This window comes from Metabacillus sp. KUDC1714, assembly GCF_014217835.1.
Taxonomy (GTDB): Bacteria; Bacillota; Bacilli; order Bacillales; family Bacillaceae; genus Metabacillus; species Metabacillus rhizosphaerae.
The window spans coordinates 3709143-3728953 of record NZ_CP055263.1 but is presented as its reverse complement, the minus strand read 5'-3'; the positions used below and the strand labels follow the sequence as shown (position 1 = coordinate 3728953).

The window sequence follows — 19811 nt, the reverse complement described above, 5'->3', positions numbered from 1 at the left end:
AAAATTGTATAACTAGTATGGGAGGGAAAAACATGCAAGATTTTGTTTTTCATAATAGTACGAAACTTATTTTTGGTAAAGATAAAGAACAATTAGTTGGACAAGAGTCGGTTTCTTATAGTAAAAAGCTACTTTTGCATTATGGCGGAGGCAGTATTAAAAATAGTGGACTCTATGACAAAGTTGTTTCCTCTTTACGAGAACAAAATATTGAGATTTTTGAATTAGGTGGCGTTAAACCAAATCCTAGAGTTAGTCTTGTACGAGAAGGTGTCGCAATTTGTAAGGAAAATGACATCGACTTTATCCTTGCTGTTGGAGGAGGAAGTGTAATTGATTCTGCAAAAGCGATTGCTGCTGGTGCTCACTATGATGGCGATGTATGGGATTTCTTTGAAGGAAAAAGCACGATAGAAGCTTGTTTGCCGATTGGAGTTGTCTTAACAATTCCTGCAGCAGGAAGTGAATCAAGTTCTGGAACAGTGATAACAAATGAAGATGGCTGGTATAAACGATCAACAGGACATATTACGATGAGACCACAGTTTGCGATCTTGAATCCAGAGCTTACATATACATTACCTTCCTATCAAACAGCATGTGGGATTACAGATATGATGGCCCATATTTTAGAAAGATATTTTACAAATGAAAAGAATGTTGAAGTAACTGACCGTTTATGTGAGGCGACACTAAAAACAATCATAAATAATGCACATATTGTTATTGAAGAACCAACGAATTATGCTGCAAGAGCTGAAATTATGTGGTCGGGAACAATCGCTCATAATGATTCATTAGGAGTAGGGAGAATCGGTGATTGGGCTAGTCATGATATTGAACACGAGCTAAGCGGTATTTATGACATTGCACACGGAGCCGGATTAGCCATTATCTTCCCAGCATGGATGAAATACGTTTATAAACATGACATCAATCGCTTTGTCCAATTCGCTAACCGAGTATGGGATATTGAAATTGATTTAAATAACCTTGAAAAAACTGCCCTAGCAGGAATCAAGAAAACAGAACAATTTTTCAGCTCAATCGGTATGCCGATCACATTGAAGGAAGTTAATATTGACTCAGATCACTTTGAAGAAATGGCAAAGAAGGGAACTGAGAATAGACCTTTAGGGAACTTTGTTAAGTTAAATGAAGAAGATGTATTAAACATTTATCATTTAGCAAAGTAACGGAAAAAACCTCGTTTACATTAGTATCGAGGTTTTTTCATTGATTTCAAAGGGCTCATTATTTAATGTATTTATTTAGGAACGAAGTTTATTAATCTGATAACTTACAATACATTCTCACTTTTTAGCTATTATGAGAAACCTTTTAGAATTTGTTCGAATCCCTTTTTCAGTTTGATTGTTTTTAATAAAATCATTTAATATTTCAAAATCCTTCTTTTCCTGTCCAAAATTAGGAATAATCGGCGTATGTTTAAGTAAAAAGATAAGGTCTTCAGGTCTTTGATAATAGTCCATAGCATCATAATCAAAGGATTTAACGTCTGAAAAACCAACTTCTATTAATTCTCGAATATATTTCTCTTTTAATGCCCCATCAATTTCTCCAAAAGATTGACCTCGACCAAAAGCTTCTTTTACATTTAATTTATCGGCTTCACTTACTTGCTGAGTAAGAAAAAGCCCACCACTTCTTAAAACCTTGGCAACTTCAATTGAATAAAATGGGGCGTGACAACATGAGATTACATCAAAAAAACCAGTAGGAAATTGTAAATCATCAGAAGACATTTGGCAAAATCGTACGTTTAACAAATTGGATTTTCTAAGATTAGAAAGAGCAGTTTCCATCATTCCGTTGGATAAATCAATTCCAACCAAGAATTGTAATGAACCTGCAATTTTCAATATATTTTCTCCTCCACCAGTGCCAATATCTAAAAGGACATCTGTGTTTTTACATCTTTTAGTTACTTCTGTGTAAAAACCCCATTTAACACCTTCTGAAATAGACTTCACTTTACTAAAATCCCAACCGTTTAATCTTCCAACTTTATCATAAAAACGTTCATATTCTAATAGATTCACTTTTTTCCACCTTCTATGTAAAAAATCAAACACCTTTAAATTTTATTTCCCTCTCTTTCACCATGTCTTACAAAATAAATAATAGAATTTAATATACCCAAACCAACAATCACTAAAAACATATTAAAAGAAACAGGGTCACCTGCTAAATTAATCTCATCAACGATGATACCGTGATAAAAGAGAAGTTGTGCTGATACAAGTATAGATATAATTGATATGATTGTAACAGTGAAGCCATTGATTAGTTTATTTTTAGTTTTTGGAAGTATTACGATTAAGAATAAAATCAATGATACTAATAAAAATGTAATGAAAATCGGTCTTAATAACGTAAATGCTCCATATTCTTCAAACGATTCGTATGTGTACATAGATGCCTCCAATATTGTAATAAGATCTTTTAGACAATATAATTTTAAGCTCTTGGATCCGGCTCATTCTTTGTTATGTATTTATTGTTACCTGGTAGTTTTTTTATCGTATTCCAAGCTCTGATTGCATCCTCTCGATTTTTATCCTTGTTATTTGGATCTGCGAAATAATCTTTTGTGAATCGATTGTATTCAAATTGTGGTCCAATTTGTTTCTTATACGATGGATCCTTTTCTCGTTCCTCTTCTTCACACCACGCATTTACAACGTCACGATATGTCCTCCCTACGTTTTCTTTAAAAAAGGTTTGAATATAAGTGGAGAAATGAAACTTTGGAATTTCTGCCTTAAAAAAGGCTCTTACAGCTTGACTACATCGATGATTTTCAGTAATGACCGTATCCAAACTTAAATCTGTTGATATTGCTACTTTTGTATGAGATTTACTTTTCCTCAACGGCTTTTGCTTTTCTCCTGTCTGGAGAAATATCGCAACCCTGTCAGCAATTTCAGTTTTAGAACCAGACGCACTCATTTCATTCTCTCTACAAAATGCTTGCAACTCTTCTTTCAACCAATAGAAATTGCGAAAATCTTTTACATTTATCCCTTTTTTAAGAAAAGGTCTCAAGTGTTCCACCTCCAATCAATCACTCCGCATTAGTTGGTAAAATGCAGCAAACTTTGCGAAAATAGCCTTAAGGTTAACAGGATTCAATATTAAGATTGCCTAATTTTGCAATAATCGAAGGTAATTCCGCCAGATCATTAATTATAAAGTCTGCCTCAACATGATTCCATTGGGAGTCTTGCTTCCAAACCCCTTTCATTCCTACATTTTGAGCACCTTTTACATCATTTACTGGATGGTCTCCCACAAAGATACCTTCAAAAGGTAGAATTTTAAGTTGCTCCATTGCTCTATTAAAAATTTTGGGCTCCGGTTTTTTAATTCCTTCCCATTCAGATATTAAAATGACCTCAAAGTACTTCTCTATACCCAACGCTTTTATGTTATTCATCTGAAATTTCCCTATTCCATTTGTAATTATCCCCAAAATTAGATTATTATTTTTCAATTTTTCTAACATATTAATGAGGTTAGAAAAAGGAACACAATTATGCTTAAATTCATTCATATAATCTTGAAGGAGTTCTTGCCAAGTAATTTTAGTAATATCAAATTCTTTGACTATTCGTTGATAAACTATATCCTTCCAAACATATCCACGGTTATCCAATTCTATAAATCTAGAAACATACTTCTCTCTTGAAATATTGCCTAGCAAGTTGTTCAATCTACGATATTGCCCCTCTATAAACAGCCTTACTGACTCGTCTCGATTTAATAAAGTTCCATCAAAATCAAAGATAGCAGCTTTAATCATTTTTCCACCTACTCTCTTTAATCAAGTTAAATTTAGAGCCTATTTGCTCCTTTTCCTTTTTTAGAATGCTTAATTTAATCTTTCGCCTTTTAATAGCCTCCGTCAAGAATTATTTATAAAAATTTACATTTTTTCAATAAACACACATTTTTCTGAAGTTGGGTTCCTTTTTTTTATGATATTATAAATATGTTCTTATCTATTAACTTCTTTTCAATGCTAGTTATGGTAAACCCTACATAAGCCTAAAGAAAGGTCTTGTGATTGATAAAGGTCAAGAAGATCAAATAATAGAGAATATGCTTGTTTTCAAAGAAAGCTATACTTCTTCATGAAGTATAGCTTTCAGTTTGTTTAAGGCAGAAAGAGGTCAATATTACCTGAATTAAAAACGTTCAATAATTAAATAAATAAATAGATGGAACAACAAATAAAGGCTCCTTAACTTTCTTTCTTAATTGCAACAATTCTAATACGCTTATAATCAGCTTCCCATATACCATCTTTATATAAATCTAATTGTATTTTATTTTTTATTTTTTTATAAATAACCATTTTTTCTTCTTTAGAAAACTCAGGGAAAAAGTCATCCGCAAAACTATCTAACCAATGATACAACCCCTTTTCTCCATCTGTTAATGGGGTAGGCCTATCAAAATGATGAGCATATAATACTTTAAATCCGTACTTTTCAAGTAAAGTGCTATATTCTCCTATACTTGGAAAATACCATGGGTTCCTTCCTGCAACATTTATTCCATATTCTCCTGAGAGTACTTCTGTGATTCCTCGAATAACAGTTTGAACATTTCCTTGTCCACCAAATTCAGCTATAAAGCGACCTCCTGGTTGTAATGCTAGCTCAACCGATTCGACCACTTTGTCAGCTCGTTTCATCCAGTGAAGGGCTGCATTTGAAAATACTGCATCATACTTTTCAATTGTTCTAAATGTTTCTCCATTTTCAACAATGAATAGGATTTGAGGATACTTTTTACGTGCCCGCTCAACCATTCCCCTTGAGAAATCACTTCCCTTCACAATCGCACCTGACTTGGAAATTTCGTATGAAAGATCACCCGTTCCACAGCCCAAATCAAGGATTTTCTCTCCCCTTTGTGGTTGAAGTAGCTCGACTACTCCTTTGCCAAAACTGGATACAAAGCTTAATTTATTATCGTACAATTCTGCATTCCAAACATTCGAGGAACTCATGTCATAACACTCCTTTTTTGAAATTTTGTTATTTTCATAATAATCTATAAACATCTATTCGACTAAGATATATAATCTATTATAATGATAGCCACAGGCTATGGAGGGATATTATGGACATGAGACTATTTGAATATGCATTGGAAATATATAAAACAAAGAGCTTTACAAAAGCTGCTTCCAATCTTCATATTGCACAGCCATCTTTAAGTAAACAAATTGCCAAACTGGAACAAGAACTTGGTGTATACTTGTTTGATCGAAAGCCTGGTTCAGTAGAAGCAACTCCTGATGGCTTATGTTTTGTTAAACAAGCAGAGAAAATCTTACAAATGCGTGATGATCTAAGACGTGAGATCCTTGAACGAAGAGAAGGAATCAGAGGGGAATTAAAGATTGGCTCAACAGCTATTACAGGTGGACATATTTTACCACCACTTCTGCAAATCTATCAAGAACAGTATCAAAATGTCTGTATTAAACTAGTTGAAGAATCAACAGAACGGCTAATAGACTTAACCGCGAGAGGATTAGTTGATATTTCTTTATTGTCACTCCCGATAGAAGATTCTCGTTTAGCGACGAAAATAATGCTTACAGAGCCACTTTATCTTGTATTACCAAAGAAAACAAAACAATGGATGCCAGAAAAATTAAAACAAATTCTAGCTTCTACTAATTTGTTGGAACAATACGCCTTACCTATTGAGGATTTTGCCAATTGTCCATTTATTTTATTGAAACAAGGCTACGGCTTTCGTCGGACAGTATTAGAATTATGTGCAAGAGGTAAATTTGAACCGCAGATTGCCTATGAAACAAGTAGCATTGAAACCGCTCAATCTCTTGTGGGTTATGGGCTTGGTCTAACAATAGTTCCTGAAATGATCGTTCACCGAAGTGCTCAGCAATCCTCCCTTTCCTATATTAAATTAGATACAAATCCTACCCGTACATTAGTTTTTACATATAACAAAGAACGATATTTAAGTATGAATGCAAAAGCTTTGATTGAAATTTATGAAAAACAAAGCTAAAGCTACTTTTGTGGAAGGAATTGCTTGAAAAAAGTTCACAAAAATGTCACTTATGAATAAAAATCTGTGCATATATAATAAAATTTATGCTTTATAAGAAAGGATGTTTTTAATTGCCTAGTAATCGAAAAGAAGGAATTATTTTCGGTATTTTTATGTGTTTTGGAATGGTTCTTATTATGACCGTTTACAACACAGCTTTACATGGATTTTCATCGTTTACAGTAAAGAGTGCTTTCATTCAATTTGTTGTAACATTTATCGTCGCTTTTATCGTCGAGTCATTCGTTGAACCGAAAGCGCGTAAATTAGCTTTATCACTACCTTATGATAAATCAAAAGAAATCAACTTTATTATGGTAATATCTTTTTGTATGGTTCCTATGATGGTTCTAATTATGTCAGTATACGGACTTATTTTAACGGAGTTAATGATCGGAATTGAAGGTTCCATTTTCACAGCTTACCTTAAAACAGTTGGTCTAAACTTCATCGTGGCGCTTCCATCTCAGTTGTTAATTGTTGGACCAATCTCACGTAAATTATTAGCTAAATTCATTAAACCATTGACACAAAAGCCAGAATTAACCATGTAAAAACAAGCAAGCTATTTTTGATGGCTTGCTTGCTGTTTATTACACATTTGGAGAGAATTTTTATAAACTCTTCTCTATCGTGAGGAGAAATGAGTACAGTATATCTTTACTCTGATTTTTGTACAATAAAGGCACTTTGAACTTGACTAACTGCTGTTTGAGCTTGTGCTATCTCATTTGCAGCTTGTTTAATTGCTTCTTGAGCTAGAGTTGGATCTGATGCGGACTTTTCGATCGCTTGATTTAATAAATTTTGTGTAAGAGTTACATTTGCTTTAGCTTGATTTAATTGGTCTACATTAATTTGTTGAGTCATTAGTATCGCTCCTTTTTAATCTTTGAAATTACTTACCTCTATATAGTAACCAAACTCGTTTTGTTTATTATTAATATAATCTTCCTGTAATAACAATTTGCATCTTGTATTTATTATGGTAATGCTTCCTATTTTCACTTATGAAAAAACAAAAAATATGTAAACCTTATAAAAAATAATTTTTCATATTAGTAGAAACTAAAATAAGATACCTCCTAATTCGAATAAGAAGGTACCTCTAAAAAAGATAACAGAACTATTTTTGTCGCTTAAGCAATGTGTTCTCATTTTATTAATATTAGAATTACATCTCATAAATCTATAGAGAATGGGCTGTACAGTTGTTTGTGTCTTCTATTAGCTCTATCCCTAGTCATATCCACTTTAAAAGAGTAGTTACTGCCCTCATATAAATAGTTTACCTTCTATTATTATGTCTATTTCCGAACACCCATCTACCCTTTTAAAATAGGAGTTACTTTATCAATCGCCTCTTGGAGTTTTTTACTATTGTTACTATACATTTGCTTAGCTTCCTGTGCTTCCGTTCCAAGAGCAAACAGCTCTAAGTTCGCTTGGCATTTTTTCATCGTAGAAAGGATTAAAGGCTTTTCTTGTGGGGACGGGACTTGAAGTTTATCATCAAAAAGGTCAATTGTTAATTGTCCGTATGAATCTACCTGTCCAAGAAAAACATTTTCAATTGTTGCACCTTGTTTTTCTAGTTCTGTTTTTAACCAACTTCGGCTTCGTCCAATCGTGGACAGAGGCTCATCTAAGATTTCTCCATCCATAATGACTGTTTGCGGTTCCTTAACAGAAGCAACAGTTAAGTTTACATCTTTTGGGGTCAATGGTTGGTTTTCTTTTTTCAGCATTACGCTTAAGTCTCCTGTTGGTTCCAATAACGCAAATTCCACATCAGCTACCTTAAAGACATCCCTTTTTCGAAGTAATTCTAGCAATTCATCAGTAGTGTATTTTTCCTTTTTTAAATTATCCTCCAAGATTTTCCCATCTTTAATAAAAACAGTTGCTCTCCCTTCGATAAAATCACGAAAGGTTTTGCTTTTCAAGGAAAGCAAACCGGCTAAAAAGGGAATTGCTGCAAAGATTATTATTCCAATTATTCCGTTCATAATGTTCCGTTCAAGTCCCATAGCAACTTCTGCACCAATACTTCCAATAGAAATTCCGGTGACATATTCAAAGAATGAAAGTTCAGAAAGCTGTTTTTTACCTAACCATTTCGTGATTAAAAATAAGACCACAACAAATATTAAAGACCGTACGACGATATCTAACCAATCAGGCACTGCTTTACACCTCCTGTAAAAGAAAATATGAACTTAAAAGCCTTTGTATTGAAACTCTTCCCTCTCCAATTCCCCAATTCGCTTTTTTAAATCTGTCACTACTTCATGGACGACCATCATGGTTTCATGTAAGATACGCTTTGATTGATGGTCCTGAGTTCGTAGGGCTAAACTGGATAAATCAGCTTCTATACCTTTTAGACTTGCAAGAGATTGCTTTACTTCTGATGCAATTGTCATCCAATATCCTCCTATCCTTTTGGTTTAAAAAGTAAGGCTCCAATCATTCCGAAAATGATGGCAGCTGAAATTCCGGCACTTGTCACTTCAAACATTCCCGAGATCACACCAACTAACCCATGTTTTTCTGCTTCTGCCATTGCCCCATGTACAAGGGAATTTCCGAAACTTGTTATTGGGACTGTTGCTCCTGCCCCTGCAAAATCGATAAACGGTTCATATAAACCAAATCCATCAAGAAGGGCACCAATAACAACGAATGTACTTAATGTATGGGCTGGTGTAAGTTTAAACACATCAAACATAATTTGACCAACAACACAAATCAATCCACCAACGACAAAAGCCCAAAAGAAAATCATGATCGTTGTTCACCTCCGTATTCAATCGACACTGCATGAGCGATACATGGAATGGTTTCTTTTTGCTGAAAGGTTAATGGCGACAATAAAGCCCCTGTCGCTACAACTAACATTCGTTTAAATTCACCCTTTTTCATACGGTTTAACAAATGACCATATACAACAGTTGCTGAACAGCCAGCGCCACTAGCTCCTGCTAGGACCGGCTGTCCTTCCCGGTAAATCATCATTCCGCAGTCTTGATAATTTTCTTCATGTATTGGGATTCCATGTTTTTTAAATAATTCTAGTGAAACTTCGTGTCCAATTTGACCGAGATCCCCAGTTACAATTAAATCGTAGTAAGAAGGATCAAGATTTCGTTCGGTTAAATGGGCCTCAATCGTATCAACTGCTGCTGGTGCCATCGCACCTCCCATGTTAAAGGGATCAGACAATCCCATATCAATAACACGACCAATTGTAGCAGACGTAACACATGGTCCCTCACCAGAATCACTTAACAATGCGACTCCAGCACCAGTCACCGTCCATTGTGCAGTAGGTGGTTTTTGCCCCCCGTATTCAGTCGGATAACGGAACTGTTTTTCAACCGAAGTGTTATGACTTGAAGCACCTGTTAACAAATAATTGGCTCCTTTTGTGTTTACAAGATAGGCACCAAGCGCCAATCCCTCCATTGAGGTCGAACAGGCACCAAACAATCCTAGATAAGGTGTTCCTAATGATCGACAAGCAAAGCTTGTAGGAGTAATCTGATTAATAAGATCTCCTCCAAGAAAAAATTGAATTTGTTCCTTTTGAAGCTTGGCTTTTTCGATGGCTCTTTGACAGGCTTCTTCGATAAGAACCTTATGTGCTTTTTCATAGGAATCTTGTGCAAGCCATAAGTCTGAATGGAGGATATCAAAATCTTCAGCAAGTAATCCGTCGGCTTCAAATGGTCCACCAACAGTACCAGTAGAGATAATAACTGGCTTTTGCTCAAAGACCCATGTACGATGCCCCATTAACATTAGAGACCACCCCACATTATAAGTATCGTTTTAATCGTAGCAATCACAAATGCGGAAAATACACCAAATAAAATCACGGAACCAGCTAATTTAAACATATTACCGCCTACACCTAACACAAACCCTTCTGTTCGATGCTCAATGGCAGCTGATATGACGGCATTTCCAAATCCGGTAACTGGAACAGCTGAACCTGCCCCTCCAAATTGTGCAATTCGATCATAAACTCCAAAACCTGTAAGAAGCATGGAGATAAAAATTAAGGTACCAACCGTTGGATTCCCAGCTGTTTGGTCTGTGAAATCAAAATAATAAATATAAAACATTTGAATCGCCTGTCCGATGATGCAAATGATTCCGCCTGTTATAAAAGCCTTTATACAATTCTTAAATACGGGTCTTTTTGTTTCAAGTTGATTTTCAAGGGTTTGATACTCCTGTTGTACAGGTGTTAATTGTTTCTTTTGCTTATTTGACATATCTGCCCTTCTTTCATCATGCTTTTTCATTCATTAGGCTTTTGATTTTGTTGAATTCTTTTTTTAATGTTTTCTTCTCTGTTTTATTTTTTTGTAACTTTTGTTCCAATTGTTCCAGTTCCAAATACATTTTTGAATCGGTCGAGATAATAATTTTATGATCGGGATATGCTTTCTCTAAGTCTAATTTCACTTTCTTTTCAATGCTCTTTAATCGAAATCGGTCAAAGTGATCGACTTTTACTGCCAATAAAAGTTCCTGATCTGTATTCACAGCCTTAACACCTGAAATCTCTTTTTCTTTGATAACAATTTCTTTAGCATGATTAGCAACTGATTGATCGATCTGCTTGCTTGTACTCACTTTTACGATTTTTGCATCATCATTGTTGTTGGTAAACTGATTCTGATTTACGGCACATCCAGAGCTTAGTCCGATAATCACCACTATAAAAAGTCCAATGTTTCCTAGTTTCATCTTATTTTTCATGGAATCACCTATCCGTTTCTATCCATAAATCGAAGTTATAAAAAAGGTTGATTGAATCAACCAACCTTCTTGATGTAAATCTTTCTAATCTTTGTATTGTGGTTCTTCTTGTTCAATTTCTTGAACACGTTGAGAAATACTGTCAACAATCGTTTGTGTTTGTTGGGCAGCTTGTTGGTAAAGCTGTTTCGCTTGTTGATTATCCGTACCTAGTGCAAAAGTTTCTAAGCTTGCTTGCGCACTTTTTAATCCTGCTAGAGTCGTCTTAACGTCATTTATTACTGTCACTTTAAGTTCCTTCTTTCATTTATTGAATACTTACCAATTTATTGTTTCTGTTTTGAAGGTAATTATGTGGATTTTGAATATAGTAATTTATTGGAAAATGGAAAATGAGTTGTATAGTACCGAGGTTTTCAAAGATTATAAAAAGATAAATACCTACCCTATATTAAAATTAGGGTAGGTTACCTCTTCATGTTTGAACTTATCGTTGGCTTTTTCTTATTGTTTATTCTAGTAAAGTTTGTTGGTAGAAAAATCATCACCCAAATAACACCGTTTACTTTTGTTGCTGCCATTGTATTAGGGGAACTACTTGGAAATGCTTTATATGATCAAAAGGTTGGAGTAGCTTACTTTATTTATTCTATGTCCTTATGGAGAATTTTACTTTTTATGTAGAGAATCTTGGTCTAAAGTCTTTATTTTCTCGGGGTATTTTTGAAGGGAAACATGCTGCTCTCATTAAAAACGGGGTTGTTGACCGGGAGGAGATGAAGAAAAAAGCATAATTCTTTCTGTCAATTTAGAAATTTTTTATATAAAAATAGGATCATTCCGCAAATCATAGCTACACCTACAAACGTTACTAATATAAATTTGGAGAAGTACTCTTACCAAAAGCTCCTTCGTTTTGAAGTGTTTCTACTTTATTCCATGTACCTTCAGGTGTAGAAATAACAAAGCACCACATTTATCTTCTACATAATGGAAAGTAATCAGAACCAAAATAATTTTCTTTTATTATATTGCAATGGTGAAGTTCATGACCAGCAAGAATACTAGCAAGTGCTTGGACAGTAACTTCTGATCCATTAGCAATACCTTGTCTCAACCAATCTTCTGGATTCAGACTCTTTAACAATTGCAATGTAGCGTTTCTAACAATGGTTAAATTTAATAAAAGCTCATTTATCGTTTGTTTATCAAACGCGGCATTTTGTACATAAACATCCTTATCATAACGGGGAAGCTCCTTGTTTTCTCCTCTCGCTATACAAAGAAGTGTATAACTTAAAATCCGCTCAGTATCTGTAAGATGGCCAATTATTTCTTTTACACTCCATTTATTAGGAGAGTATCTAAACAGCCCCTGTGTTTCTGTTAAATTCTGAAGTGAAATGTTCGTCTCCTTAATTTGCTGCTCCAATATTGCTACTATATCTCCATCAGGTAATAAGTTCACATATCTTGAAAAATAGGCGTCATATTCTTTGAATCCTGGTCTTTTCTCCATGTTTTTCATTCCTTTCACTTTTATCAGTAGGCAACTTTACTTGTTTTATTCGTCATTCTTTCTACTAATCCCTTCTATTTGTTATAAAATTCCAATTACACTCAAAAAAAAATAGGTGAATGAACAAAGGAAAGGAACAAGTTTCCTACTTGCATCATATAAACCAATCACCTTTAACGAGCTGTCCCTTAGAGGATGTACAGAATTTGGGCTGGTACATGATATGTAATAATTCATAGCTTCTTCAGCATTGCCTTGGAACATTAAGAATGGCGTGACTTTTGACATCCTAATTAGCTCCTTATTTTAAAAAAGTTCTGGTCTGCTACTATTTAGCTTCAATATATCACTTCAATCTTTTTCCGAAAGTGAAAAAGAGACAGGGGTGTTTTTCCCTGTCTCAAATATCTTAATCAATCATGAAAATTCGTGCCATCAGTCGTTGCTTTAATTACTCCTGCGCGGATGACAAAGTCACCAAAGTGCTCGCCTTCTTCGCGTTCTTTTGCGTAGCGAGAAAGAAGTACACGAAGTTCACTTAAGATTTCTTCTTCACCAATGTTTTCACGGTACATTTTACTAAGACGGCTACCATCAAAGGCTGCTCCTAAATACATATTGTATTTTCCAGGGGCTTTACCGATAAAGCCAATTTCACCGAGTGCATGGCGAGCACAGCCATTAGGACAGCCCGTCATACGAATCGTAATTTCTTTATCCCTTAAGCCATTTTCATCAACAATCGCATCAATCTTATCAATTAGACCCGGCAAGTAGCGTTCTGCTTCTGCCATTGCCAATCCACACGTTGGAAGAGCAACACACGCCATTGAGCTGCGGCGAAGCGCTGAAAAATGCTTACCATCTGTCAAACCATATTGCTCAATTAGTTCGTTGATCTTTTTCTTTTTTTGACTAGTCACATTTGCAATAATAAGGTTTTGGTTAGGTGTTAGACGGAAATCACCAGTATGAATTTTTGCGATTTCTCGTATACCAGTCATCAATTTATAATCATCAAGATCTGTAACGCGTCCACCTTCGATAAATAACGTAAAATGCCATTTACCTTGAACACCTTTCACCCAACCATAGCTATCTCCGTTATGGTCAAAATGATATGGCTTAGCTTCTCCTAACCTCCAGCCAAGGCGGGTTTCAAGCTCTTCCTTGACAGTTTCCAGTCCAAGACGGTCAACTGTATACTTGAATCGAGCATTTTTACGTACAGAACGGTTTCCGTAATCACGCTGGATCGTAATTATTTTTTCCGCAACATCGTAAACTTGATCCGGTGTACAATAGCCAATTACTTTTGCAAGCTGTGGATATGTTGCTTTATCACCGTGTGACATTCCCATTCCGCCGCCAATCGCAACGTTAAAGCCAACAAGCTTGCTATCTTCAACGACTGCAATTAATCCTAAGTCCTGAGAAAAGACATCAATATCATTTGATGGCGGAACAGCAATGCCGATTTTGAATTTACGCGGTAAATAAAGTGGTCCGTACATTGGCTCGACTTCTTCTATTTCCGGTGTAGAGGCCACTTTTTCTTCATCTAACCATATTTCGTGATAGGCTCTGGTGCGTGGCAATAAATCATTACTTAATTTTTTTGCCCATTCATATACTTCTAAATGAACGTCAGATTGATATGGATTTGAGTTGCACATTACGTTACGGTTTACATCACCACATGCCGCAATCGTATCCATTAAGGAAGCATGAATTCCCTGGATCGTTTTTTTCATATTCCATTTTAAAATACCGTGCATTTGGAACGTCATACGTGTCGTTAGTTTTAAGGTGCCGTTACCATATTTTTGAGAAAGATCATCCATAGTAAGCCATTGATCAGGTGTTGCTACACCACCTGGCAATCGAACACGTAGCATGAACTGATACGCAGGCTCAAGTTTTTGCTTTTGGCGCTCATTACGAAGATCACGGTCATCCTGCAAATAGCTTCCATGATGCTTCATTAAGCGATTATCATCATCAGAAATTCCAGCGCTGAGCGAATCTAGCATTGATTCTGCCAGTGTGCCTCGCAAATAGTCACTTTCTTCTTTAATGCGTTCAACATCACTTGGCTTTCCTTCAGGTGCTTTTAAAATTTTGTTCACCATGTTGAAAAAACTCCTTTCACTTCAAAATCAATATACATCACGCTGATAGCGTTTTTGTTGTTGCATGTCGGCAAGATACTGTTCCGCTTTGTCACGGCTCATACCGCCTTCTTTTTCGATTATATCAATAAGTGTTTGATGGACATCATGTGCCATGTTTTTCTCATCTCCGCAAATATAAACAGCTGCTCCCTCTTGTAGCCAAGCAAACAATTCTTTGCTTTGCTCAAGCATGCGGTGCTGTACATATACTTTTTCTTCTGTATCACGAGAAAACGCAACATCCATTTTCGTCAGAACACCGTCATTTACCCACTTTTGCCATTCTGTTTGGTATAGGAAGTCTGTGACGAAATGCTGATCACCGAAGAATAACCATGATTTCCCTTCAGCACCAATTTCCTCACGCTCTTGCATAAACGATCGGAATGGCGCAATACCTGTCCCTGGACCAACCATGATAATTGGTGTATCTGGGTTTGTTGGCAACTTAAAGTTTTGGTTATTTTGAATGTAAATCGGCAGTGTGTCCCCTGGTTGTAGACGTTCCGCACATAAAATTGAACAGACGCCTTTTCGTTCACGTCCATTTGCATTGTAGCGGACAGCGCCAATTGTCAAATGCACTTCATCTGAATTCGCGGAAATGCTGCTGGCGATTGAATAAAGTCGTGCCGGCATTTTGCGAAGAATAGAGATAAACTCTTGTGCCGAAGCATTCCAAGGACCAAATTCACGGACCAAATCAAGCAAATCGTGACCTTTCAAGAATGCTTTTACTTGTTCTTCATTGCCTGGAGATACTAGTTCCTGTAATGCTTCATTTCCTGAAAGCTTTGCAGCTTGCTCAAGAAGTGGTTTTGTTAAAACCGTAATCTCAAAGTAAGAGATGAGTGCTTCTTTAAGCGGGCGAACTTCACCCTGTTTATTAACTGTCACACTTTCTTCCGGATTCCATTTCATTTCCTCAAGAAGTAATTGTACTAGTTCAGGATCGTTTTCAGGGTAAACACCAAGACTGTCACCTGGTTCAAATGTAAGACCAGATCCTTCAAGCGATAACTCAAGATGACGTGTTTCTTTATTTGATCCGCGACCATTTAAATTTAAATTTTCAAGCACTTCTGCTCTAAATGGGTTTGTTCTAGAATATGCTGATTGACCTGTCTGAGCTGTTGTAACTTGAGCAGGTGCAGCACTTCCACCCTGTGCTTCACTTAAGCCGCCAAGCACGCTTTCAAGCCATTCTGCTGCAGGCTCATCATAATCTAGATCACAATCTACACGTTGAGATAGCCTTGTGCCACCTAGTTCTTCTAAGCGCTGATCAAATTCTTTTCCAGTATGACAGAAAAATTCATATGAGCTGTCTCCAAGCGCCAATACTGAAAAGCGGAGATCGTCAAGTTTTGGAGCACGTCTGCCATGAAGAAACTCATGGAAAGTTAGCGCATTATCCGGCGGATCGCCTTCTCCGTGTGTGCTGACAACAATAAGAAGATTTTGAACTTTCTTCAAATTATTTGGTTTAAAATCGTTCATAGACGAGACTGTTACTTTAAAGCCTTGCCCTTCAAGTGTCTTGCCTGCATTTTCTGCAAGTCCTTGTGCATTACCTGTCTGTGAACCATAAAGAATGGTCACATCTTTTGAAATTGTCTGCCCTGTGCTCGCGACTGGAACTTCTGTCACTTGAGCTTCTGTTGTTACCTGAACGGCTGCTGAGGTCTGGCTCGCAGCAAGATACCCACTAAGCCAAACCTTTTGTGATTCTGTTAAGCTTGGCAGAAGGCGATTAAGGAGCTCTGCCTGCTCCTGATTAAACGGACTGTTCAATACCTGAAGTTGCAACAATATCCACCTCACAAAAAGAATATAAACTTATTCAGTCATTATTCTATTAATAATGACTGATTTCTACAATTCTTGCAATTCACTTTTTACAGAAAATATGATTAATTTCATCATAGATTTACTATTCCTATAAGTCAAGTTGGTTTTACCCTTATAAGTGCTTTAAAATGCTTCCTTTTGACCTATCCAAACAAGTTTAATAATTAAACTTTACCGGAAAACATAAAATTAGTAAAATAAATATAAATTATCACAACTATTAAAATTCCTAATAATAAGGTGGACTTTCTTTGCATTATGATACGTTAAAAACATTTATTACTCTTGTTGAAGTTAAAAACTTTACAAAAACAGCAGAAATCCTTCGTATGTCACAGCCAAGTGTCAGCTTACATATTAAAAATTTAGAAACAGAATTCAATACGACATTATTTCGACGCTCTCCTAAGTCCTTGAAAATCACCCCAACTGGCGAGATTTTATACGAACGTGCGAAGCAAATGATCACAATTTACGAGCAAACAAGACAAGATATTCTCGAGCATCATAACTCTATTAAAGGAGAATTAAAGATAGGTGCAAGTTTTACAATCGGTGAGTATATTTTGCCTTCTTTACTTTTAGACCTTCAGAAAGATTTTCCAGAGCTGGAACTTCAAGTTATCATTGGAAATACCGAGGAAATCGTCCAGTCAGTACGGTTATATCAAGTAGATATTGGGTTAATTGAAGGACATACAAATGAAAAGGAAGTTTCTGTACACGCCTTTATGCAGGATGAGTTATTTATTGTTTCATCCAACAATCATTCACTCACCTGTAAAGATGAAGTGACAATTACTGACCTTCAGAATCAAGACTGGGTTAACAGGGAAGTCGGCTCAGGTACACGTGAATATTTTAATCACTTCATTCGATCAAATGGCTTGAAGGTCAAATCACTTTTAACGATAAGCAGTAATCAGGGGATTAAAGAAACACTAATAAATGGTACGGGACTCTCGCTTTTATCCCGCAGTGTAATTGAAAGGGATGTGCAGCACAAAAATCTTGCGATCATTAAATTAAAAAATCAGCCCTTTAATCGAACCCTTTCCTATGTATATTCTCCAATCATGCAAGATAAAAAGAATGTGAAAACATTTATCCACGCATTAAATAAAAAATGGCCTAATAATTTTAACCAAACATAGGATGGATGCACGATCTCGAAGATATAACATATTTAGTTCTACAAAAAGATAAAAGTCTGGGCATCATTTTGATATCCAGACTTCTAACTGACATTCGTTCTCTTTTTTAGTTTGTTTTATGTCCTTTTTCAAAAAGCGAATGAGCTTGACTTAACACGATCGCCCCAAGTCCCTGTATAATTGTCTTTACTATTATTTGCCCAATAATTGCAGAAGGAACAGCTTCCCATGGGAGAAAATTTGCACCGATTGGACTCAAACCAATGACGACAAACACAACAGAATCTAAAAATCCTCCAACCAAACCGCTATAAAAAACGCGCCAACTCATTGGCAATTTCAAACGTGTATAGATCTCTGTATCCGCTGTTTCAGCAAGTATAAAAGAAATAGCTGAAGCTAAAACTATAATTAATGTATCACCTAATAGAAAAGATACTAGTGCTGAGAGGATTAATGCTATCGCAATAAACAAATACGTCTTCTTCCTACCATATCTGTTTTGAACAAGATCTCGAAAAATAAACGTTGCACCGATTAACAATGTGCCCATAGGTACAATGAAAACCCAAAATTGTAGCGGTGCGAAAGCTGCTGTGATGACGTTTGCTAAGATGATTGAAACTAGATAGATTGCTATTCTCATTTTTTACCTCCATGCTGATTTTTCTTAAAAACCTAATTATATTAAGATATAAAATTAATTTTAAAAGAACGATTATTATACTATTTATTTTGTTATTAATCTAGTTAATTGTCACTGTATAAAAAAACAGACTATCCAAATTTATATATGAATTCGGGACAGTCTGTTTGCTTTGTTTGATCCAATTTTGTAAGTCTGTTTACGATCGTTAGGGTAACGTTAGTGAGTATCCTAAAGCATCAGTGAACACGTCCGAAATTGAATTTAAGCATATTGAATAATTTGCACTTATTAGCAAAATACTTCTATTAAAAAGTCGTGGAGGTGATTTTTTTGATTCTAACGAATCCTATAAGCGCATCTGAGGTGGGAACACTTTGGCTTACATACGAAGAAAAGACCCTTATCATGAGAATGTTAGAATATTTTATAGAGAAATCGGATGACCAACAGGCTAAAAATCTTTTGGGCGGTTTGTGGCAAGAGCTGAATTTTTATGTTTTACAGATGGAACAGATTTTTAAAGATCAAGGTATGGTGAAACCTATTGGATATTCAAGCGAAGATGTTAACTTAGAAGCTCCTAAGTTATTCGACAATGGATTTGACGTTATGTTTCTTCGTATCTTAAAAGAGGTTAGCATGGGTATGTACACCATTAATATGAACATGGCATATAATGATAAAGTTATGCAGATTTATGAAGGGCTTACGACTGTTACTCAAAAGATATATAAGTTATCTACCCTTTATCTTCTTGAAAGGGGGATTCTCACTCTACCACCAAAAGTTACGATGCCAAAAACAACTGAGTTTATTGAAAACAAAAGCTACATGAAGGGATTTAAAATAGTTGGTGACAAAAGGGCTTTAAATGATATTGAGCTTGGTCTTCTTCACCATGGAATTGAGACAAATAATATTGGAATGCAGCTGATAACTGGTTTTGCACAATGTGCAAAGCACAAAGAGGTTAAAGAATATTTTGTAAAAGGAAAAAAGCTTGCAAAAAAACAAATTAAAACAATGGAAGAAATTCTTTTAGATAGCGATGTTCAATTTTCTGCTACTTCTGGAAGCACAGTAACTACCTCAACTATTGCTCCATTTTCTGATAAGCTCATGATGCATTGCGTTTACCTTCTCAATGGATTTGGACTTGTGGCTAGTAGTTTTGGATCATTTTTTTGTTTAAGAAATGACATTTCCATGAAATTAACACTACTTGCTAAAGATGTATATTTCTACGGACAAGAGGGAGTCAAAATTAAGATTAAAAACGGATGGTTTGAGGAACCACCACAAATGGAAGATAGGGCTAATATAATAAAAAATAATTGATAATTTTTTGCTTTTAAGGGAAAAATAATCCTAGTGTTATTTTTAACACTAAAACTTTAATGTGGGGGGATATATTTTGAATTCACTAAATAGCTTATTTTCAGCCTTGATTACTTTGATAATTAAAGCTACATTCTTAATTAAAAATTACAACGCTAAATTAAAATTTTTAATAAGAATGCCCAGTTTAACATAAGCGTGAGAATTCAAATTAGTATCTTCTATTTCAAAGT

At 35.5% G+C, this 19811-nt stretch carries 24 protein-coding genes; 6 read left to right on the top strand and 18 right to left on the bottom strand.

What is annotated here, in order from left to right; all coding sequences use genetic code 11:
• Positions 1-32: 32 nt before the first annotated feature.
• Positions 33-1196, top strand: a complete 1164-nt coding sequence (locus tag HUW50_RS17150; RefSeq protein ID WP_066325633.1) for an iron-containing alcohol dehydrogenase — start codon at positions 33-35, stop codon at positions 1194-1196.
• A gap of 117 nt (positions 1197-1313) precedes the next feature.
• Here the strand turns inward: HUW50_RS17150 and HUW50_RS17145 are convergent, their stop codons facing one another.
• The 5 genes from HUW50_RS17145 to HUW50_RS17125 form a co-directional block, all read right to left on the bottom strand.
• The gene (locus tag HUW50_RS17145; protein WP_066325631.1) at positions 1314-2063 is read right to left on the bottom strand and encodes a class I SAM-dependent methyltransferase; all 750 of its coding nucleotides are present in this window, start codon (positions 2061-2063) and stop codon (positions 1314-1316) included.
• Between the two features lie 35 nt (positions 2064-2098).
• Positions 2099-2437, bottom strand: a complete 339-nt coding sequence (locus tag HUW50_RS17140; protein ID WP_066325622.1) for a hypothetical protein — start codon at positions 2435-2437, stop codon at positions 2099-2101.
• 44 nt (positions 2438-2481) lie between these two features.
• On the bottom strand, positions 2482-3069 hold the full coding sequence (locus tag HUW50_RS17135) for a DUF6434 domain-containing protein (RefSeq protein ID WP_066325621.1): 588 nt from the start codon (positions 3067-3069) through the stop codon (positions 2482-2484).
• A 73-nt stretch (positions 3070-3142) separates the two neighbouring features.
• Entirely contained in the window at positions 3143-3826 is a 684-nt protein-coding gene (locus HUW50_RS17130; protein WP_066325619.1) for an HAD family hydrolase, read from the bottom strand.
• 441 nt (positions 3827-4267) lie between these two features.
• Complete coding sequence (locus tag HUW50_RS17125; protein WP_066325618.1) at positions 4268-5041, bottom strand: class I SAM-dependent methyltransferase; 774 nt, start codon at positions 5039-5041, stop codon at positions 4268-4270.
• Positions 5042-5154: 113 nt separating this feature from the next.
• Between HUW50_RS17125 and HUW50_RS17120 the strand changes: the two genes are divergently transcribed.
• The gene (locus tag HUW50_RS17120; protein ID WP_066325616.1) at positions 5155-6078 is read left to right on the top strand and encodes a LysR family transcriptional regulator; all 924 of its coding nucleotides are present in this window, start codon (positions 5155-5157) and stop codon (positions 6076-6078) included.
• A 113-nt stretch (positions 6079-6191) separates the two neighbouring features.
• A complete protein-coding gene (locus HUW50_RS17115; protein ID WP_185653068.1) occupies positions 6192-6674 on the top strand; it encodes a DUF2798 domain-containing protein in 483 nt (160 codons plus the stop codon).
• Between the two features lie 106 nt (positions 6675-6780).
• On the opposite strand, the gene HUW50_RS17110 is transcribed toward HUW50_RS17115, so the two are convergent.
• The 8 genes from HUW50_RS17110 to HUW50_RS17075 form a co-directional block, all read right to left on the bottom strand.
• Positions 6781-6990 carry a hypothetical protein gene (locus tag HUW50_RS17110; protein ID WP_066325613.1) on the bottom strand — a complete coding sequence of 70 codons (210 nt, stop codon included), beginning with the start codon at positions 6988-6990 and terminating at the stop codon, positions 6781-6783.
• Positions 6991-7445: 455 nt separating this feature from the next.
• On the bottom strand, positions 7446-8306 hold the full coding sequence (locus HUW50_RS17105) for a DUF421 domain-containing protein (RefSeq protein WP_066325611.1): 861 nt from the start codon (positions 8304-8306) through the stop codon (positions 7446-7448).
• A 33-nt stretch (positions 8307-8339) separates the two neighbouring features.
• Positions 8340-8546, bottom strand: coding sequence for a DUF1657 domain-containing protein (locus HUW50_RS17100; RefSeq protein ID WP_066325606.1), 207 nt, complete (start codon positions 8544-8546; stop codon positions 8340-8342).
• Positions 8547-8557: 11 nt separating this feature from the next.
• Positions 8558-8908, bottom strand: coding sequence for a stage V sporulation protein AE (gene spoVAE / locus HUW50_RS17095; RefSeq protein ID WP_066325603.1), 351 nt, complete (start codon positions 8906-8908; stop codon positions 8558-8560).
• Complete coding sequence (spoVAD, locus tag HUW50_RS17090) at positions 8905-9924, bottom strand: stage V sporulation protein AD (RefSeq protein WP_066325600.1); 1020 nt, start codon at positions 9922-9924, stop codon at positions 8905-8907. The genes spoVAE and spoVAD overlap by 4 nt, the downstream gene beginning before the upstream one ends.
• A complete protein-coding gene (spoVAC, locus tag HUW50_RS17085) occupies positions 9924-10403 on the bottom strand; it encodes a stage V sporulation protein AC (RefSeq protein ID WP_066325597.1) in 480 nt (159 codons plus the stop codon). The genes spoVAD and spoVAC overlap by 1 nt, the downstream gene beginning before the upstream one ends.
• A 16-nt stretch (positions 10404-10419) precedes the next feature.
• Entirely contained in the window at positions 10420-10893 is a 474-nt protein-coding gene (locus HUW50_RS17080; protein ID WP_066325595.1) for a YhcN/YlaJ family sporulation lipoprotein, read from the bottom strand.
• A gap of 84 nt (positions 10894-10977) precedes the next feature.
• Positions 10978-11181 (bottom strand): DUF1657 domain-containing protein, encoded by a 204-nt coding sequence (locus HUW50_RS17075; protein WP_066325593.1) that lies wholly within the window; start codon positions 11179-11181, stop codon positions 10978-10980.
• A gap of 189 nt (positions 11182-11370) precedes the next feature.
• Here HUW50_RS17075 and HUW50_RS17070 point away from each other — a divergent pair, with 189 nt between their 5' ends.
• Positions 11371-11577 (top strand): DUF421 domain-containing protein, encoded by a 207-nt coding sequence (locus HUW50_RS17070; RefSeq protein WP_185653067.1) that lies wholly within the window; start codon positions 11371-11373, stop codon positions 11575-11577.
• A 292-nt stretch (positions 11578-11869) separates the two neighbouring features.
• Here the strand turns inward: HUW50_RS17070 and HUW50_RS17065 are convergent, their stop codons facing one another.
• The 4 genes from HUW50_RS17065 to HUW50_RS17050 all read right to left on the bottom strand — a co-directional run bounded on the left by HUW50_RS17065 (position 11870) and on the right by HUW50_RS17050 (position 16395).
• Positions 11870-12412 carry a DinB family protein gene (locus HUW50_RS17065; protein WP_066325585.1) on the bottom strand — a complete coding sequence of 181 codons (543 nt, stop codon included), beginning with the start codon at positions 12410-12412 and terminating at the stop codon, positions 11870-11872.
• An 81-nt stretch (positions 12413-12493) separates the two neighbouring features.
• Positions 12494-12700: a VOC family protein gene (locus tag HUW50_RS27145; protein ID WP_066325583.1), complete on the bottom strand. Its 207-nt coding sequence runs from the start codon at positions 12698-12700 to the stop codon at positions 12494-12496.
• Positions 12701-12825: 125 nt separating this feature from the next.
• Positions 12826-14544, bottom strand: coding sequence for an assimilatory sulfite reductase (NADPH) hemoprotein subunit (gene cysI / locus HUW50_RS17055; protein WP_066325581.1), 1719 nt, complete (start codon positions 14542-14544; stop codon positions 12826-12828).
• 27 nt (positions 14545-14571) lie between these two features.
• Positions 14572-16395 carry an assimilatory sulfite reductase (NADPH) flavoprotein subunit gene (locus tag HUW50_RS17050; protein WP_066325579.1) on the bottom strand — a complete coding sequence of 608 codons (1824 nt, stop codon included), beginning with the start codon at positions 16393-16395 and terminating at the stop codon, positions 14572-14574.
• A gap of 293 nt (positions 16396-16688) precedes the next feature.
• On the opposite strand from HUW50_RS17050, the gene HUW50_RS17045 reads away from it, so the two are divergent.
• The gene (locus HUW50_RS17045; RefSeq protein WP_066325577.1) at positions 16689-17591 is read left to right on the top strand and encodes a LysR family transcriptional regulator; all 903 of its coding nucleotides are present in this window, start codon (positions 16689-16691) and stop codon (positions 17589-17591) included.
• Between the two features lie 106 nt (positions 17592-17697).
• On the opposite strand, the gene HUW50_RS17040 is transcribed toward HUW50_RS17045, so the two are convergent.
• Positions 17698-18237 (bottom strand): VUT family protein, encoded by a 540-nt coding sequence (locus tag HUW50_RS17040; RefSeq protein WP_066325567.1) that lies wholly within the window; start codon positions 18235-18237, stop codon positions 17698-17700.
• A gap of 333 nt (positions 18238-18570) precedes the next feature.
• Between HUW50_RS17040 and HUW50_RS17035 the strand changes: the two genes are divergently transcribed.
• Complete coding sequence (locus HUW50_RS17035) at positions 18571-19578, top strand: DUF3231 family protein (protein WP_066325565.1); 1008 nt, start codon at positions 18571-18573, stop codon at positions 19576-19578.
• Positions 19579-19811 lie beyond the last annotated feature (233 nt).